Annotated in this window: 12 protein-coding genes; 8 read left to right on the forward strand and 4 right to left on the reverse strand. The window is 43.6% G+C overall.

What is annotated here, in order from left to right:
- Positions 1 to 251: 251 nt before the first annotated feature.
- Positions 252 to 2,528 carry a formate C-acetyltransferase gene (gene pflB, locus L1D31_RS11425; RefSeq protein WP_239837249.1) on the forward strand — a complete coding sequence of 759 codons (2,277 nt, stop codon included), beginning with the start codon at positions 252 to 254 and terminating at the stop codon, positions 2,526 to 2,528.
- A gap of 173 nt (positions 2,529 to 2,701) precedes the next feature.
- A complete protein-coding gene (locus L1D31_RS11430; RefSeq protein WP_239837250.1) occupies positions 2,702 to 3,703 on the forward strand; it encodes a lipid A deacylase LpxR family protein in 1,002 nt (333 codons plus the stop codon).
- Here L1D31_RS11430 and L1D31_RS11435 read toward each other — a convergent pair.
- On the reverse strand, positions 3,700 to 5,580 hold the full coding sequence (locus tag L1D31_RS11435) for a methyl-accepting chemotaxis protein (protein ID WP_239837251.1): 1,881 nt from the start codon (positions 5,578 to 5,580) through the stop codon (positions 3,700 to 3,702). The genes L1D31_RS11430 and L1D31_RS11435 overlap by 4 nt on opposite strands.
- Before the next feature lie 227 nt (positions 5,581 to 5,807).
- On the opposite strand from L1D31_RS11435, the gene pflA reads away from it, so the two are divergent.
- The 6 genes from pflA to L1D31_RS11465 all read left to right on the forward strand — a co-directional run bounded on the left by pflA (position 5,808) and on the right by L1D31_RS11465 (position 13,306).
- On the forward strand, positions 5,808 to 6,548 hold the full coding sequence (gene pflA / locus L1D31_RS11440) for a pyruvate formate lyase 1-activating protein (RefSeq protein ID WP_239837252.1): 741 nt from the start codon (positions 5,808 to 5,810) through the stop codon (positions 6,546 to 6,548).
- Between the two features lie 66 nt (positions 6,549 to 6,614).
- Positions 6,615 to 7,280, forward strand: coding sequence for an energy-coupling factor ABC transporter permease (locus L1D31_RS11445; RefSeq protein WP_239837253.1), 666 nt, complete (start codon positions 6,615 to 6,617; stop codon positions 7,278 to 7,280).
- A 124-nt stretch (positions 7,281 to 7,404) separates the two neighbouring features.
- Positions 7,405 to 7,905 (forward strand): YfbU family protein, encoded by a 501-nt coding sequence (locus L1D31_RS11450; protein ID WP_239837254.1) that lies wholly within the window; start codon positions 7,405 to 7,407, stop codon positions 7,903 to 7,905.
- 508 nt (positions 7,906 to 8,413) lie between these two features.
- On the forward strand, positions 8,414 to 10,348 hold the full coding sequence (locus L1D31_RS11455) for a PrkA family serine protein kinase (protein WP_239837255.1): 1,935 nt from the start codon (positions 8,414 to 8,416) through the stop codon (positions 10,346 to 10,348).
- A 137-nt stretch (positions 10,349 to 10,485) separates the two neighbouring features.
- Positions 10,486 to 11,757: a YeaH/YhbH family protein gene (locus L1D31_RS11460; protein WP_239837256.1), complete on the forward strand. Its 1,272-nt coding sequence runs from the start codon at positions 10,486 to 10,488 to the stop codon at positions 11,755 to 11,757.
- Between the two features lie 10 nt (positions 11,758 to 11,767).
- Complete coding sequence (locus L1D31_RS11465) at positions 11,768 to 13,306, forward strand: SpoVR family protein (RefSeq protein ID WP_239837257.1); 1,539 nt, start codon at positions 11,768 to 11,770, stop codon at positions 13,304 to 13,306.
- Positions 13,307 to 13,337: 31 nt separating this feature from the next.
- Here the strand turns inward: L1D31_RS11465 and kdsB are convergent, their stop codons facing one another.
- From kdsB to lpxK, 3 genes are read right to left on the reverse strand one after another with little or no spacing between them, the layout of a single operon-like run.
- Positions 13,338 to 14,090, reverse strand: a complete 753-nt coding sequence (gene kdsB, locus L1D31_RS11470; RefSeq protein WP_239837258.1) for a 3-deoxy-manno-octulosonate cytidylyltransferase — start codon at positions 14,088 to 14,090, stop codon at positions 13,338 to 13,340.
- Entirely contained in the window at positions 14,090 to 14,269 is a 180-nt protein-coding gene (locus L1D31_RS11475; protein ID WP_239837259.1) for a Trm112 family protein, read from the reverse strand. Before L1D31_RS11475 ends, kdsB begins: the two co-directional genes overlap by 1 nt.
- Entirely contained in the window at positions 14,250 to 15,257 is a 1,008-nt protein-coding gene (gene lpxK / locus L1D31_RS11480; protein WP_239837260.1) for a tetraacyldisaccharide 4'-kinase, read from the reverse strand. Before lpxK ends, L1D31_RS11475 begins: the two co-directional genes overlap by 20 nt.
- Between the last annotated feature and the right edge of the window lies 1 nt (position 15,258).

The raw sequence follows: 15,258 nt of genomic DNA on the forward strand, positions 1-15,258 counted from the left end.
CGAGTTTTTTGAGGATTTATTGATTTAGTTTAAGGTTTGCAATTTTTTTTTAGTTTAACCTTGAAACCAAGTTAATAAGAAACCGTATCAGAAAGTAACAATATTTATAGTTTGTAGTGCTTTCAGTAATCACAATTAGAAACTATACATATTGTTATTCATAAAGAGTGTACCGCCCCAGCGATGGGAACCTGACTCGCTCAACGGATCAGACAGGTACGTGTTTTTTCTACTAAAAAGGTAGGTATGTCATGGCAGAGCAATTTGCTAAAGCTTGGGAAGGTTTTGCTGAAGGTGATTGGCAAAACGAAGTAAACGTTCGTGATTTCATTCAGAAGAACTACGCACCGTATGAAGGCGACGAATCTTTCCTAGTTTCTGAAGGTACTGAAGCAACTAACAAGCTTTGGGCTAAGGTAATGGAAGGTATCAAAATTGAGAACTCAACTCACGCACCTGTTGACTTCGATACTGACGTTATCTCTACCATCACTGCTCACGATGCAGGCTACATCGAAAATAATCTAGAGACTATCGTTGGTCTTCAAACTGATGCTCCTCTTAAGCGCGCTATCATCCCTAACGGTGGTATCCGCATGGTTGAAGGTTCTTGTAAAGTTTACGGCCGTGAACTGGATCCTAAAATCAAAGAAATCTACACAGATTACCGTAAAACACACAACGCGGGTGTTTTCGATATCTACACTCCTGATATTCTAAAATGTCGTAAATCTGGTGTTCTAACTGGTCTTCCAGACGCATACGGCCGTGGTCGTATCATCGGTGACTACCGTCGCGTTGCGCTCTACGGTATCGACTTCCTAATTAAAGACAAGCTAGCTCAATTCGCTTCTCTACAAGAGAAATTTGAGAATGGTGAAGATCTTCAAATGACTATGCAGCTGCGCGAAGAAATCGCTGAGCAGCACCGTGCACTTGGCCAAATGAAAGTTATGGCTGAGAAATACGGTTGTGACATCTCTCGTCCTGCTGAAACTGCACAAGAAGCAATCCAGTGGACTTACTTCGGTTACCTAGCAGCGGTTAAATCTCAAAACGGCGCGGCTATGTCTCTAGGCCGTACTTCGACGTTCCTAGATATCTACATCGAGCGCGATATCGCTGCTGGTAAGATCACTGAAGTGCAAGCTCAGGAAATGATTGACCACTTCGTGATGAAACTACGTATGGTTCGTTTCCTACGTACTCCTGAGTACGATGATCTATTCTCTGGCGACCCAATCTGGGCAACAGAATCTATGGGTGGTATGGGTCTTGACGGCCGTACGCTAGTTACGCGTACTAACTTCCGCTTCCTAAACTCTCTATACACTATGGGTCCTTCTCCAGAGCCGAACATCACTGTACTTTGGTCTGAGCAGCTACCTGACGGCTTCAAGAAGTTCTGTGCGAAGGTATCTATCGATACGTCTTCTATCCAGTACGAAAATGATGACCTAATGCGCCCAGACATGGAGTCAGACGACTACGCAATCGCTTGTTGTGTATCTCCAATGGTTGTTGGTAAGCAAATGCAGTTCTTCGGTGCTCGTGCTAACCTTGCGAAAACTATGCTTTACGCAATCAACGGTGGCGTTGATGAGAAGCTGAAAATGCAAGTTGGTCCAGAAATGCCTAAGATCACTGCCGAAGTACTAGACTTCGACGAAGTGTGGAATAACCTAGACCACTTCATGGATTGGTTAGCTAAGCAGTACGTTGCTGCACTAAACAGCATCCACTTCATGCACGACAAGTACTCTTACGAGTCTGCACTGATGGCGCTACATGATCGTGACGTTTACCGTACTATGGCTTGTGGTATTGCAGGTCTATCTATCGCAGCTGACTCACTATCTGCAATTAAACATGCGAAAGTGAAACCAATCCGTGACGAAGATGGTATTGCAATCGACTTCGAAATCGAGGGCGATTACCCTAAATTTGGTAACAACGATGCACGCGTAGATGACATTGCTTGTGAACTAGTAGAAGTGTTCATGAACAAGATCCGTAAGCTTAAGACTTACCGCGATGCTGTTCCTACTCAGTCTATCCTTACTATTACATCTAACGTTGTATACGGTAAGAAAACAGGTAACACGCCAGACGGTCGTCGCGCAGGTGCTCCGTTTGCTCCAGGTGCAAACCCAATGCACGGCCGTGATGAAAAAGGCGCGGTAGCCTCTCTAACGTCTGTTGGTAAACTGCCGTTTGCTCACGCGAAAGATGGTATCTCTTACACCTTCTCTATCGTGCCAAACGCACTGGGTAAAGAAGAGACTTCACAGCGTGCTAACCTTGCTGGTCTGATGGATGGTTACTTCCACCACGAAGCAGGTATCGAAGGTGGTCAGCACCTAAACGTGAACGTACTTAACCGCGATACTCTAGAAGACGCTGTTAAGCACCCTGAAAAATACCCACAGCTAACTATTCGTGTTTCTGGTTACGCAGTACGTTTTAACTCTCTGACTGCAGAACAGCAGCAAGATGTTATCGCACGTACTTTCACCGAATCACTATAAGTTTGGTTGATTGACTTTAAAGCCCCGCTTAATTGTGAAGCGGGGCTTTTTTATTGCGAAGCAAATCAAAAGTTAGACTCAAGCCACATTTATATTTCAATTTTCTTTCTTTCCTCTCTGATGAATACGATATGGAGTAATATCTAGTCTCCATTCAGAAATGATGTATTGAAATGAACCTATTACGCACTCTTCCCTTGATATTGTTGGCTTCAAGCTCCGTCGCTTCAGAACGTTCAACTGTATCGTTTTCTATCGATAATGATGGCGTATTCGGTGTCGATCAGGATTATACCAACGGACTGTTTCTCACCTATACCTCTGACGCTGTCACTCCCAATTGGTTAACCAACCCAATGAGCTTATCATTTTGGGGTGGTACGTCTTTAGATAAATATGAATTCACACTTGGCCATAAAATGTATACCCCTTCAGATATTGAAGCGACAACTCCTATACCCAATGAACGCCCTTACGCAGGCTACCTTCATGCTGAGTTTAATTACATCAGTCTTCATCCTCAGCAAGCCCAGCGTTTCAATTTAACTTTGGGTACAACAGGTGAAAGCTCATTGGCTGACCAGGCACAAGATATCGTCCACGGTATTACCGGCTCTGATGAACCTCGTGGCTGGGCCTATCAAGTCGATGATGAATTTGTGGGTAGCCTTGGGTACCTCAGTCATTTTAACCTTTGGCGTGATCGTGCAATGGCAAATACAGACTGGGAAATTTCGAACGTTTCAGAAGTGAACGCTGGTAATTTCCGCAGTGATGTTTCAACCGGCTTTATGTTCCGCTGGGGAACAGATTTAGCCGGTAGCATGGGCGCTGCCAACATTGATAACGAAAACCCATTCCGTGCAGGCATGCTAGGTGCTTCTAAAGGCGGTTGGTTTGTATTCGGTGGCATTGAAGCTCGCTACCGCTTTAACGATATTACCATCGAAGGTGACCGCTCAGGTGTGGTCGACTACGCTAATCGCAACGGTGAAAACCCAAGTATCTATGATGTAACACTAGAAGAAAAACAAGCCAGCGCAGTGACTGGCTTTGCTTGGTATAATGAACACTTTGGCGCTGCGGTTACAGCGACAGCCAAAACGCCTGACTACAAAGAAGCGAAAGACTCAATGTACGGAACAGGTGGCCTCGCGTTGTACGCCTTCTTTTAAATCGTGAACCTCTGGCAGTCACTATTGAGGCTGCCAGCTCTTTGCTCAACAACTTGGCTGACGGAACGCAACTGTTCATTATTCTCTTCTAGCTCTTTCATTGCGCTGGAAATCTGAGTCATATTATCGGCCATTGACTGACTGGTTGTTGCTAGCTCTTTAATTGATGCAAAAATTACATCCGTTTGATGAGAGGCTTCATCCGCTTTTTCCGTAATGGTTCGCAGTGCCTGCATTGCCTCATGACCTTTTTCCTGACCTGTACGCATCGATGTTTCAGATTGACCAATGTATTGAATCACTTCAGCGCTCTCTTTCTTCATGGTATCGATCGTTTCCGAAATTTCCGCCACTGCATCAACCGTTCTTACAGCAAGGCTACGAACTTCATCAGCAACGACAGCGAAGCCTCGACCTTGCTCGCCAGCTCTCGCAGCTTCAATGGCCGCATTTAGAGCAAGAAGGTTAGTTTGTTCGGCAATACCGTTAATGATTTCCATCACTGAGTCAACTTTGGAAGACGCTTCTTCCAACTGCTGAATGTGTCCTGCGGCAGATGTCAAAATCGAGCCCACTTCTTCCAGAGAGCCAATTGCAGCTCCAATAATTTGCGCACCTTTTTCCGCTGACTCAGTTGAAGAACGACTGATTTCAGAGACAAATTCCAATGAATTCGACACTTCTTGTGTTGTCACACTGACTTCTTCGGTAGCTGAGGCTAGCAATTGGGTCTGTCCAAGTACTTCTGATTGGTGATGCGCCAGCTTATCCAACCCCTGATTAAGCTCAGCCGCGTTGCCCGATAGCGCTTGACCACTCTCTTGTACCCCAGAAACCAACTCGCCAAGGTTCTCACAACTTTCATTAATGCTAATTGCCAGCTGATTAAACTCATCATTAGGGTTCTTTGTTAACGCCATACGCTTAGAAAGATCGCCTGCTGAAACGTTATGAAGTATTTCTCTGGTCTTAGTCAAAGAGCGCGACAATGAAGTGCTTTGCATGATGAAAATAGCAATAGTGAAAACAGCCAAAATAATACAGGCAACGAGAATAGACCAAAGAGTCTGCTCTGATGACTTCTCAGCTGACATTTGATACTCAGAACTGATGCCACTTAATTCACTGGTAATAGAAGCAATCAATTGAGTCAGTTGAATTTTATTTGAAATAAGTTGCTGCTCAACACTGCCAAGTTGCTGAGAAAGCTCACTGACACGAACAAATGTCGCTTTGTATTGCTCTATCTCTTTCTCATACAATTCCAACATAGCGTAGACGTTAGACATACTTTCAAACGCCCCCATCGCCCTGTTGAATAGCTTGAGGTTTTGTTCATTCGGCTGGAGTAAGTAGTTTTGTTGGGACTTAACCATAGCTTGGAAGTCAGAGTTAAGCGTCACCATGCCCGTTTCAGCAATTTTCTGTTCAATAATACTGGCTAGCTTCTTCAGCTCGCCCAACTTTCCTTCATCAATATTAAAACCGAGTTCCTGTTTTAGCTCTAGCCATGGTATTGCTGTGGTTTGAAAATTGTTAATACTCTGCTCTAGTTCGCCTCCATAACGCTTAAGATTAAGCGTATTTAAAAAGGAAACATCGTTATTAACAGCCTCAACTATATCAGCTATATCCTGCTTCGCTTGTGCGACTTGTGAGCCTGCCAAATTATCTAATTCGCTACTCAGCGTTAGTATCTTACTTTGAGTTTGATAGATTGAAATCGAACCAGATGAAATATCACCGCTGTGGTGATACTGCTCACTCATATGAGTCAGCCTTGAAGAAGTAAAAACAGCGAGAGTGACAAACCCTATTGTCAGTACAACTAAAAACAGAGTCACTTTTTGTTTCTGTGAAAGCGCAAGCATATTCATAGAAAATCCTTTAACATCAGACGGATGCAGCCAATAACTTGCCTAGCCTATATGTATACCAATTATTATAAAAATCATTAATGGCAACATTTTTATAACATACATTTTAGTCTATGTGCGCTTTTTTTATTAGTCAGCAAAAACTTAGCGATAAAATCCTGAAGTGCTATTTAAACCCTACTTTTTGTAATAAAATAACGAACAAATCACTAATTAGAGATGTACACATGTCAACAACCGGCCGTATCCATTCTTTCGAGTCCTGTGGAACAGTTGATGGACCAGGTATTCGCTTTATTGTCTTTATGCAGGGGTGTTTAATGCGATGTATGTACTGCCATAATCGAGACACGTGGGACACACATGGAGGCAAGGAAGTCACGGTTGATGAGATCATCAGTGAAGCGAAAAGTTATCGTCACTTCATGAATGCTTCAGGTGGTGGCGTAACTTGTTCAGGTGGCGAAGCTATGCTTCAGCCTGAGTTCGTACGAGATTTCTTCCAAGCAGCAAAAGCAGAGGGTATTCATACTTGCTTGGACACGAATGGGTATATTCGCAAACATACTGAAGTGATTGATCAAGTATTGGAAGCGACTGACCTTGTCATGCTCGATCTTAAACATATGAAAGACGAAATTCATCATGACTTAATCGGGGTATCTAATAAGCGAACCCTAGACTTTGCACGTTACCTGCATAACATTGGCCAAAAAACGTGGATCCGTTATGTCGTGGTCCCTGGCTATACTGATGATGAGGAATCCGCACACATGCTGGGGGACTTCATTAAAGACATGGATAACATTGAAAAAGTGGAGTTGCTTCCATATCACAAATTGGGCGCACATAAATGGGAAGCGCTAGGCATTGAATACCCATTAGAAGGGACCAATCCACCTTCAAAAGAAACCATGGATAATATTGTTTCAATCCTTGAGCAGTATCACTCAAATGTAAAATATTGATACCATCTAGTGACTATTTCGTAAAAAATACCAGCCCTATCAGGCTGGTATTTTTTTGAGGTCACTTTGTTGCTATCCGAACTATTCGCGCTCGTTATCGTCCTGCTTTCGATTAATTTTATCTGGAAAGATGTCTACTACACTTTCTGGCCTAAGCTCAGCGCAGAGCGAGGGTTTCAACACCTAACTTTCGCTGTCATCTTGGCCTTGTTTGCTCTTTGGTCTGCACAAGCAGGTGTCAAAGAAGGACTGTCGATTCATTTTCTAGCGCTGACCTCTTTGACTCTAATGTATGGTTGGCGCAGTGCCTATGGCTTATCCATCATCATTTCTTTGTTGTTAGCCTTATTTGGCCAACGCAGTTTCACTGAACTGCCAGAGTATCTTCTTCTTTCCTGTCTACTCCCAATCGCCATTAGCTATTTTATCTTTCTCACAAGCTACCGGTACTTACCTAGAAACATATTTGTCTTTATATTCGTAGCTGGTTTTTTCAATGGCGCGTTAACAGGAAGCGCACATCTGCTCATCAACTCTACTTATCATGTGATACAGGGATCATACGACTGGGAAACCGTAGTCGACAACTACATGGTATTTGTCCCATTACTTGCTTTTCCTGAAGGGCTGTTGAACGGCATGACGATGGCGATGTTTGCAGTGTTCAAGCCTGAATGGCTACGGGTTTTCTCCGACCGCGATTACATCTATAACCACTACCATAAAAAGTAACCATCAAAACTGAAATTTCTTTACATTTTTCATAATAAACATGGTTTGAGATCATGTTTCATGGTGGAATGAAACGATAACCTAAGCACATTAAAGATGTATTAGATTATTTAGTGAGGCCACCATGGAAATGACTAACGCTCAACGATTGATCCTATCTAACCAGTATTACCTCATGTCTCAGTTGAATCCAGAGAACGCCGCGAAATACAGCCGTTTACAAACGATCGTTGAACGCGGTTACGAACTTCAGATGCAAGAACTGGACAAAGAATTCGGTTGCTTGAAAGAAGCGGAATGCCGAGAAATCATTGATATCATGGAAATGTTTCATGCTATGCAAGAGTCAGCCAAAATGCTGTCTGAAACAGAGCAGCGTGATATCGATCAACGCCGTTTGGCTTTCCTCGGTTTCGACATTGCGACTGAGGCACAGCAAGTTCACTACGTGAGATTTCTTGTCGATTCTGAAGGCTTATATTCTCAGTTTGATAAAGGCGATCATCATTTCAATGCACAAATGCCAATGCTGGAAAAATACCGACGAATGCTGATAACTTGGCGCAACTGCCCTCGCCAATATCATCTGTGCAGCAATGAACTTAAACAAATTTTTAATGCTTGACCTATCGTTTCAATGAAGAGGGCTGTCATTTGGCAGCCCTTTTTGTTTTCAGAAACAATCTCTAAAAAAACGGACGCCAAACCAAAAACTGGTCGACAACCAGCTGTCTTGAATTTGGGGTGTTATGAAAAGCAAGTCAAACAGCCAATTTAATGCTGCTATTTTCCACAATAAGGTGCCGACTTCCTAATAGAAATGGGCACCTAAGCACCCAATACAGAACAAAACTCCATAAAAGCACTCATTATCAATAAGCAATCCTCTGTTTTAGTTGGCAAAAATGATATCCATTGGTCATATTTATTCACACAGTAAATATCAACCACTTTGCATTCGATACCTCTACTTTTTTGTTGATATTTAACAAGTGGTCAAATGTCACAATTTGCAAATAAACACATATTTTTTAAGCAAAATTCTAAAAACCGACTAGTCTTTAATAGGAAAGGATTTGTTTTTTCTATGCGGGTTGATTGTCTACAAAGACAGGTTCAGAGGGGAATTCATTATGAGTATTTTCGACCATTACCAAGCGCGCTACGAAGCTGCCAAGGATGAAGAATTATCTTTACAGGAATTCTTGACGCTATGTAAAGATGACAAAAGTGCTTACGCCAATGCCGCAGAGCGTCTACTAATGGCAATCGGCGAACCAGAGCTAATCGATACAGCGCAAGATCCATGCTTAAGCCGAATTTTTTCGAATCGGGTCATTTCCCGTTACGAAACCTTCAAAGATTTTTATGGGATGGAGGAAGCGATTGAACAAATCGTTTCTTACTTGAAACATGCAGCTCAAGGCTTGGAAGAACGTAAGCAGATTCTTTACTTGCTCGGCCCTGTTGGCGGCGGTAAATCCTCCTTGGCAGAGAAACTGAAAGCGCTCATGCAGCAAGTACCAATTTACGTATTATCCGCTGATGGAGAGCGCAGCCCAGTCAACGACCATCCATTCTGTTTATTCGATGTAGGCGAAGATGGGGAGCTACTCAAACGCGAATATGGCATCGAAAAACGTTATCTGCGATCGATCATGTCCCCATGGGCAGCAAAACGACTACACGAATTTGGTGGTGATATTACTAAGTTCAAAGTGGTAAAAGTACGGCCTTCCATCTTGGATCAAGTTGCAATTGCCAAAACTGAGCCTGGTGATGAAAACAACCAAGACATTTCTTCACTTGTCGGTAAGGTGGATATTCGCCAGTTAGAACATTACTCTCAGGACGACCCAGATGCTTACAGTTACTCAGGCGCTTTGTGCCGAGCTAACCAAGGCTTGATGGAGTTCGTCGAGATGTTCAAAGCACCAATCAAAGTGCTTCACCCTTTACTAACAGCCACCCAGGAAGGCAACTACAACGGTACCGAAGGTCTGTCTGCCCTTCCATTTGATGGCATGATACTTGCTCACTCAAACGAATCCGAGTGGCAGACTTTCCGTAACAACAAAAACAACGAAGCGTTCCTCGATCGTGTATACATCGTCAAGGTTCCGTACTGTTTACGTGTTTCCGAAGAAGTCAAAATCTATCAGAAACTGCTTGATCACTCAGAGCTTGCCAAAGCACCCTGTTCACCAAGTACACTGGAATTACTGTCTCAATTTAGCATCCTCTCTCGACTAAAAGATCCCGAGAACTCATCAATTTTCTCTAAGATGCGCGTCTACGACGGTGAAACATTAAAAGATACCGATCCAAAAGCGAAGAGCTATCAGGAGTACCGTGATTTTGCGGGCGTTGACGAAGGCATGTCAGGTTTATCAACGCGTTTCGCATTCAAGATCTTGTCAAGAGTGTTTAATTTCGACCAGACTGAAGTCGCTGCAAACCCAGTACACCTTTTCTACGTAATTGAGCAACAAATTGAACGTGAACAGTTCCCTCAGGAAACCGCAGAGAAATATCTTGAGTTTCTCAAAGGGTATCTTGTGCCTCGCTACGTTGAGTTTATTGGTAAAGAAATTCAGACCGCCTATCTAGAATCTTATTCTGAATACGGTCAAAACATTTTTGACCGCTATGTCACCTACGCGGACTTCTGGATTCAGGACCAAGAGTATCGTGACCCAGAAACAGGCCAGCTCTTCGACCGTTCTGCACTGAACAATGAGCTAGAAAAAATAGAGAAAACGGCAGGTATTAGTAACCCTAAAGATTTCCGTAACGAAATAGTGAATTTTGTTCTTCGTGCACGTGCAAATAACAACGGACAGAACCCTGTTTGGACAAGCTACGAGAAACTCCGCACTGTTATTGAGAAGAAAATGTTCTCAAATACGGAAGAACTATTACCCGTTATCTCCTTCAATGCGAAAACCTCTTCTGAAGATCAGAAGAAACATGACGACTTCGTCGCTCGTATGATGGAGAAAGGCTATACAGAGAAGCAAGTTCGCTTGCTATCGGAATGGTATTTACGCGTGCGTAAATCATCTTAATAGCTGAGATAACCTTCCTCGGAGCTAGAAGAGGAAAGCCAATGAAGTACCTGCCAGATTAAGACTCTGGCAGGTTATTGGACGCGAACAAGATGCATGCCCTGTCACAAAGGCATGTACCAAAAGAGGGGTGACTCATGGCGCAATTTATTGACCGACGACTGAACGGAAAAAATAAGAGCGCGGTAAACCGCCAACGCTTTTTACGTCGTCATAAAGAACAAATCAAAGAATCTGTCGCAGACGCAGTCAATCGCCGTTCAATCACGAATACCGAAACAGGCGAAGATGTCGCGATACCTCATAAAGATATAAAAGAGCCTATTTTTCACCAAGGCAAAGGCGGTGTAAAAGAACGGGTCCACCCGGGTAATGACCAGTTTATTACTGGTGATAAAATTGAGCGCCCTAAAGGGGGCGGTCAAGGTGGAGGTTCTGGTGAGGGTGATGCCAGCCCCGACGGTGAAGGGCAAGACGAATTCGTATTCCAAATTTCAAAAGATGAATACCTAGACATTCTGTTTGAAGATCTAGAGCTTCCCAATCTGGAAAAAAATCAGATCCATAAAATCACCGAATGGAAAACACACCGAGCGGGTTACCAAACTGCCGGTGTTCCTGCCAACATTGCTATTGTTAAATCTCTTCAGCAGTCTCTTGCACGTCGAACAGCAATGACAGCAGGTAAAAAGCGGATGTTAAGAGAACTTGAGCAGGAGCTTGATCAGGTAAAAATGAGTGAACCTGCTCAGCTACTTGAAGAAAAAAGACTTAAAAAAGAAATTAAAGACCTAAGAAGGAAAATCGACACAGTTCCTTTCATCGATACCTTTGACCTTAGATTCAAAAACTATGAAAGACGCCCTATCCCATCAAGCCAAGCGGTAATGTTCTGCTTAATGGATGTTTCAGGATCCATGGATCAAGCAACCAAAGATATTGCCAAGCGTTTTTACGTTTTATTGTACTTGTTCTTAACCCGGACTTACGAAAACGTGGATGTCGTTTTTATCCGCCATCACACGCAAGCAAAAGAAGTGGACGAACATGAATTCTTTTATTCTCAGGAAACAGGCGGCACCATCGTATCAAGTGCTCTGAAGTTAATGAAAGAAATTGTCGCAGAACGATACCCAGTGGGAGATTGGAACATTTACGCTGCACAAGCTTCTGATGGCGATAACTGGGCAGATGATTCACCACGTTGCCGTGAGCTATTAACAAAGAATCTACTACCTACCTGTCAATATTACTCTTACATCGAAATCACGCGCCGCTCTCATCAGACCCTATGGCATGAGTACGAGAAACTGGAAGGTGCCTTTGATAATTTTGCAATGAAAAACATTCGCAGTGTCGAAGACATATTCCCAGTATTCCGAGAGCTATTCAAAAAAGAAACCGCTTAGAGAGGCCGCTATGACAACGAAAACGAAAAAGGCAACGAAGAAAAAGACGCTGCCAGATGGCCCAGATTGGACATTTGACCTTCTTGAACGCTACCACGTAGAAATAAAACGTGTCGCCGATCACTATCGTCTGGATACCTACCCTAACCAGATCGAAGTCATCACGTCAGAGCAGATGATGGACGCTTACTCAAGTATCGGTATGCCCATCAACTACAATCACTGGTCATTTGGCAAAAAATTCATCCAGACGGAGCAAGGCTATAAACATGGTCAAATGGGACTTGCGTATGAAATTGTTATCAATTCAGATCCTTGTATCGCCTACTTAATGGAAGAAAACACAGTGACTATGCAAGCACTAGTTATGGCGCACGCATGTTATGGTCACAACTCCTTCTTTAAAGGTAATTACCTGTTTCAAACGTGGACAGATGCGAGCTCCATTATCGATTACTTACTGTTTGCCAAAAACTACATTGCGGAATGTGAACAAAAATATGGTGTACAAGAGGTAGAAGACTTATTGGATTCATGCCACGCTCTGATGAATTTTGGTGTTGACCGTTATAAACGCCCCGAAAAAATCTCTATTGCAGAAGAAAAAATGCGTCAGGAAGAGCGAGAAGCTTATCTACAATCTCAGGTCAATGACTTATGGCGTACCGTGCCCAAAGGGAAAGTAGAACAAGAAGAATCGAAAGTCCGATTCCCATCCGAGCCACAAGAAAATATTCTCTACTTTATTGAAAAACACGCACCACTACTTGAACCTTGGCAACGAGAAATCGTTCGTATAGTGCGAAAAATCAGCCAATACTTCTACCCTCAGAAACAAACTCAAGTGATGAACGAAGGGTGGGCAACCTTCTGGCATTACACCATACTCAATCACATGTATGACGAAGGGCTAGTGACCGAACGTTTCATTTTAGAGTTCCTTCACAGTCATACCAGTGTGGTGGCTCAACCTGCCTATAACAGCCCTTACTTCAGCGGCATTAACCCTTACGCTTTAGGCTTCGCTATGTTCCGTGATATTCGCAGAATCTGTGAAGAGCCTACTGACGAAGATAAAGAATGGTTCCCAGAGCTCGCGGGAACGGATTGGCTCGAGGCCGTCCACTTTGCAATGAAAAACTTCAAAGACGAAAGCTTCATCAGTCAATATCTCTCTCCTAAACTAATGCGTGATTTTAAGCTTTTTGCCATTACCGATGATGATAGGAAGAACTACGTCGAAGTCACGGCTATCCACAATGACCTTGGTTATCGGGACATTCGTGAAAAATTGGCAGGCCAATACAACTTAAGCAGCCTTGAGCCGAATATTCAGGTCTTCAATGTCGATGTTAGAGGCGATCGTTCACTCACACTACAGTATGTGCCACATGACCGTATTCCACTTGACGATAGCTATGATGAAGTCTTGAAGCATTTATATCGCCTTTGGGGGTTTGATGTCATTCTTGAAGAGGTCAAAGAGTCAGGTAGAAGAGAGATTCTCGGTACTTGCCCTAAACGCAACGACTACGATGGTAAAATCTAACCATAAAAAAAGGCCCCGCTGGGGCCTTTCATTATTTGTTAGCAATGAGTTTTCTCACTACCTCTAAGTCTTCTGGTGTGTCCACTCCTGCTGGAGGCGCTTCTTTCGCCACTTCAACATGAATTTTCTCACCATACCAAAGTACACGAAGTTGCTCTAAGCTTTCGATTTTCTCTAGAGTGGTTGGTTCCCAGTTGATATAGGTATTAATAAAACCAGCACGATAGGCATATATTCCTATGTGACGCATCAGAGGTTGAGCAACCGTTTTTCCACCATTGGCAAAATTATCTCGATCCCAAGGTATAGTTGCACGACTAAAATACATCGCATAACCATCTTTATCCGTTAGAACTTTCACAGCATTCGGGTTAAAAACTTCGTCTTCATGTGAGATTTCTACCGCTAGGGTCGCCATTGGAGCTTGGCTTGCAGCAAGGTTATTAGCCACCTGCGTAATAATGGTAGGCGGGATCAGCGGCTCATCTCCCTGTACATTCACGATCACATGATCATCTGGAATCTTCATGACCTTAACGACTTCAGCTAAACGCTCAGTTCCTGATTCATGTTCTGCAGACGTCATACAAACTTCACCACCAAATGCTTTAACAGCATTCTCAACCCGCACATCATCTGTTGCCACAATGACTTTTTCTGCACCGGCTTGTAAAGACTGCTCATAAACCCACTGAACCATTGGCTTCCCACCAATATCAGCTAATGGTTTACCGGGCAGACGAGTGGACTCGTATCGCGCGGGTATGACAACGGTAAACGACATTATCGCCCCTCTTCCATGCTCATCTCGCGCGCTTCTGGTTCCAACAAAACAGGAATACCTTCTTTGATAGGGTAAGCAAGGCGATCTAACTTGCAGATCAGTTCTTGTTTATCTTTATCAAACGTTAGTTTGCCTTTACACACTGGGCAAGCAACAATCTCAAGCAGACGATGATCCATACTTTTCCTTAACCTCTTTAATCTTACTCAAAATACGCGTCTCATCTAGAGCACTAAAACTAGCAGTGACCGGAAGATACCACCAGTTTAGCTCTGCATAGCTCGCGCATTTTACTGCATCTTTCTCTGTCATAATCAAATGTTGGCCTTGACTTGCCAAGGCTCTCAACTCTGACGGTTCAAAATCTTTGTGGTCGGCAAAACCCTGGGTTACAACAGGAGACGCGCCAAGAGCCTCCAACGTGTGAAAAAACCTAGGAGGATGGCCAATGCCAGCTATCGCAACGAGCTGCTCTAAATGACTTACAGGCACTGTTTCTCCTGTTTTCAGGTTAACAGCAAGCTTAGGTGTCAATGTCATGGCAGCTTCATTCTCTCTTGCCTGACCACCATTGGTGATAATGAAGTCAACCGAGGCTAACCGCTCTGTTGGTTCACGTAGAGGGCCAAGAGGTATGAGCTGTTCACAGCCAAATCGACGATGGCCATCTACCACCACAATCTCAACATCTCTTTGTAGTGCGTAGTGCTGTAAACCATCATCAGTAATGACAATATCTACGTCAAGAGGAAGCAAAGTTTTCACGGCATCACTGCGCACAGGAGATACTGCAACAGGCACCCCGGTGCGCTTGAAAATAAGTTTAGGCTCATCACCACAATGCTTGGTCGATGTTTGCTCTTCCACTAGCAGAGGATAGCACGGCGCTTTCGCGCCATAACCGCGAGAAACGACCCCTGGTGAATATCCCATTGCTTGGAGTTTCTCCACCAGCCAAATCACAACAGGTGTTTTACCATTACCACCAGCGGTAATATTACCCACGACTACAACAGGTATAGGCGCTTTATAGCTGTCTTTTTTACCCGATTGAAATGCTTGACGCCGAGCTCGGCTGATCATCCAAAAAACTCGGCTAAGTGGCCACAACAAGGGCCACAGAACATAGCTAATAGGATGGTTTTCAAACCAGATTTTTTCAATCACC

The sequence above is a fragment of the Vibrio sp. Isolate23 genome (genome assembly GCF_022398095.1).
Classification (GTDB): domain Bacteria; phylum Pseudomonadota; class Gammaproteobacteria; order Enterobacterales; family Vibrionaceae; genus Vibrio; species Vibrio coralliilyticus_A.

Bases quoted from the DNA above. Each gene is read 5' to 3' on its own strand.
- L1D31_RS11430 (WP_239837250.1), top strand. From the start codon at position 2,702: ATGAACCTATTACGCACTCTTCCCTTGATATTGTTGGCTTCAAGCTCC.
- L1D31_RS11460 (WP_239837256.1), top strand. From the start codon at position 10,486: ATGGCGCAATTTATTGACCGACGACTGAACGGAAAAAATAAGAGCGCG.
- pflA (WP_239837252.1), top strand. From the start codon at position 5,808: ATGTCAACAACCGGCCGTATCCATTCTTTCGAGTCCTGTGGAACAGTT.
- L1D31_RS11435 (WP_239837251.1), bottom strand. From the start codon at position 5,580: ATGAATATGCTTGCGCTTTCACAGAAACAAAAAGTGACTCTGTTTTTA.
- kdsB (WP_239837258.1), bottom strand. From the start codon at position 14,090: ATGTCGTTTACCGTTGTCATACCCGCGCGATACGAGTCCACTCGTCTG.
- L1D31_RS11475 (WP_239837259.1), bottom strand. From the start codon at position 14,269: ATGGATCATCGTCTGCTTGAGATTGTTGCTTGCCCAGTGTGTAAAGGC.
- L1D31_RS11455 (WP_239837255.1), top strand. From the start codon at position 8,414: ATGAGTATTTTCGACCATTACCAAGCGCGCTACGAAGCTGCCAAGGAT.
- L1D31_RS11450 (WP_239837254.1), top strand. From the start codon at position 7,405: ATGGAAATGACTAACGCTCAACGATTGATCCTATCTAACCAGTATTAC.
- L1D31_RS11465 (WP_239837257.1), top strand. From the start codon at position 11,768: ATGACAACGAAAACGAAAAAGGCAACGAAGAAAAAGACGCTGCCAGAT.
- pflB (WP_239837249.1), top strand. From the start codon at position 252: ATGGCAGAGCAATTTGCTAAAGCTTGGGAAGGTTTTGCTGAAGGTGAT.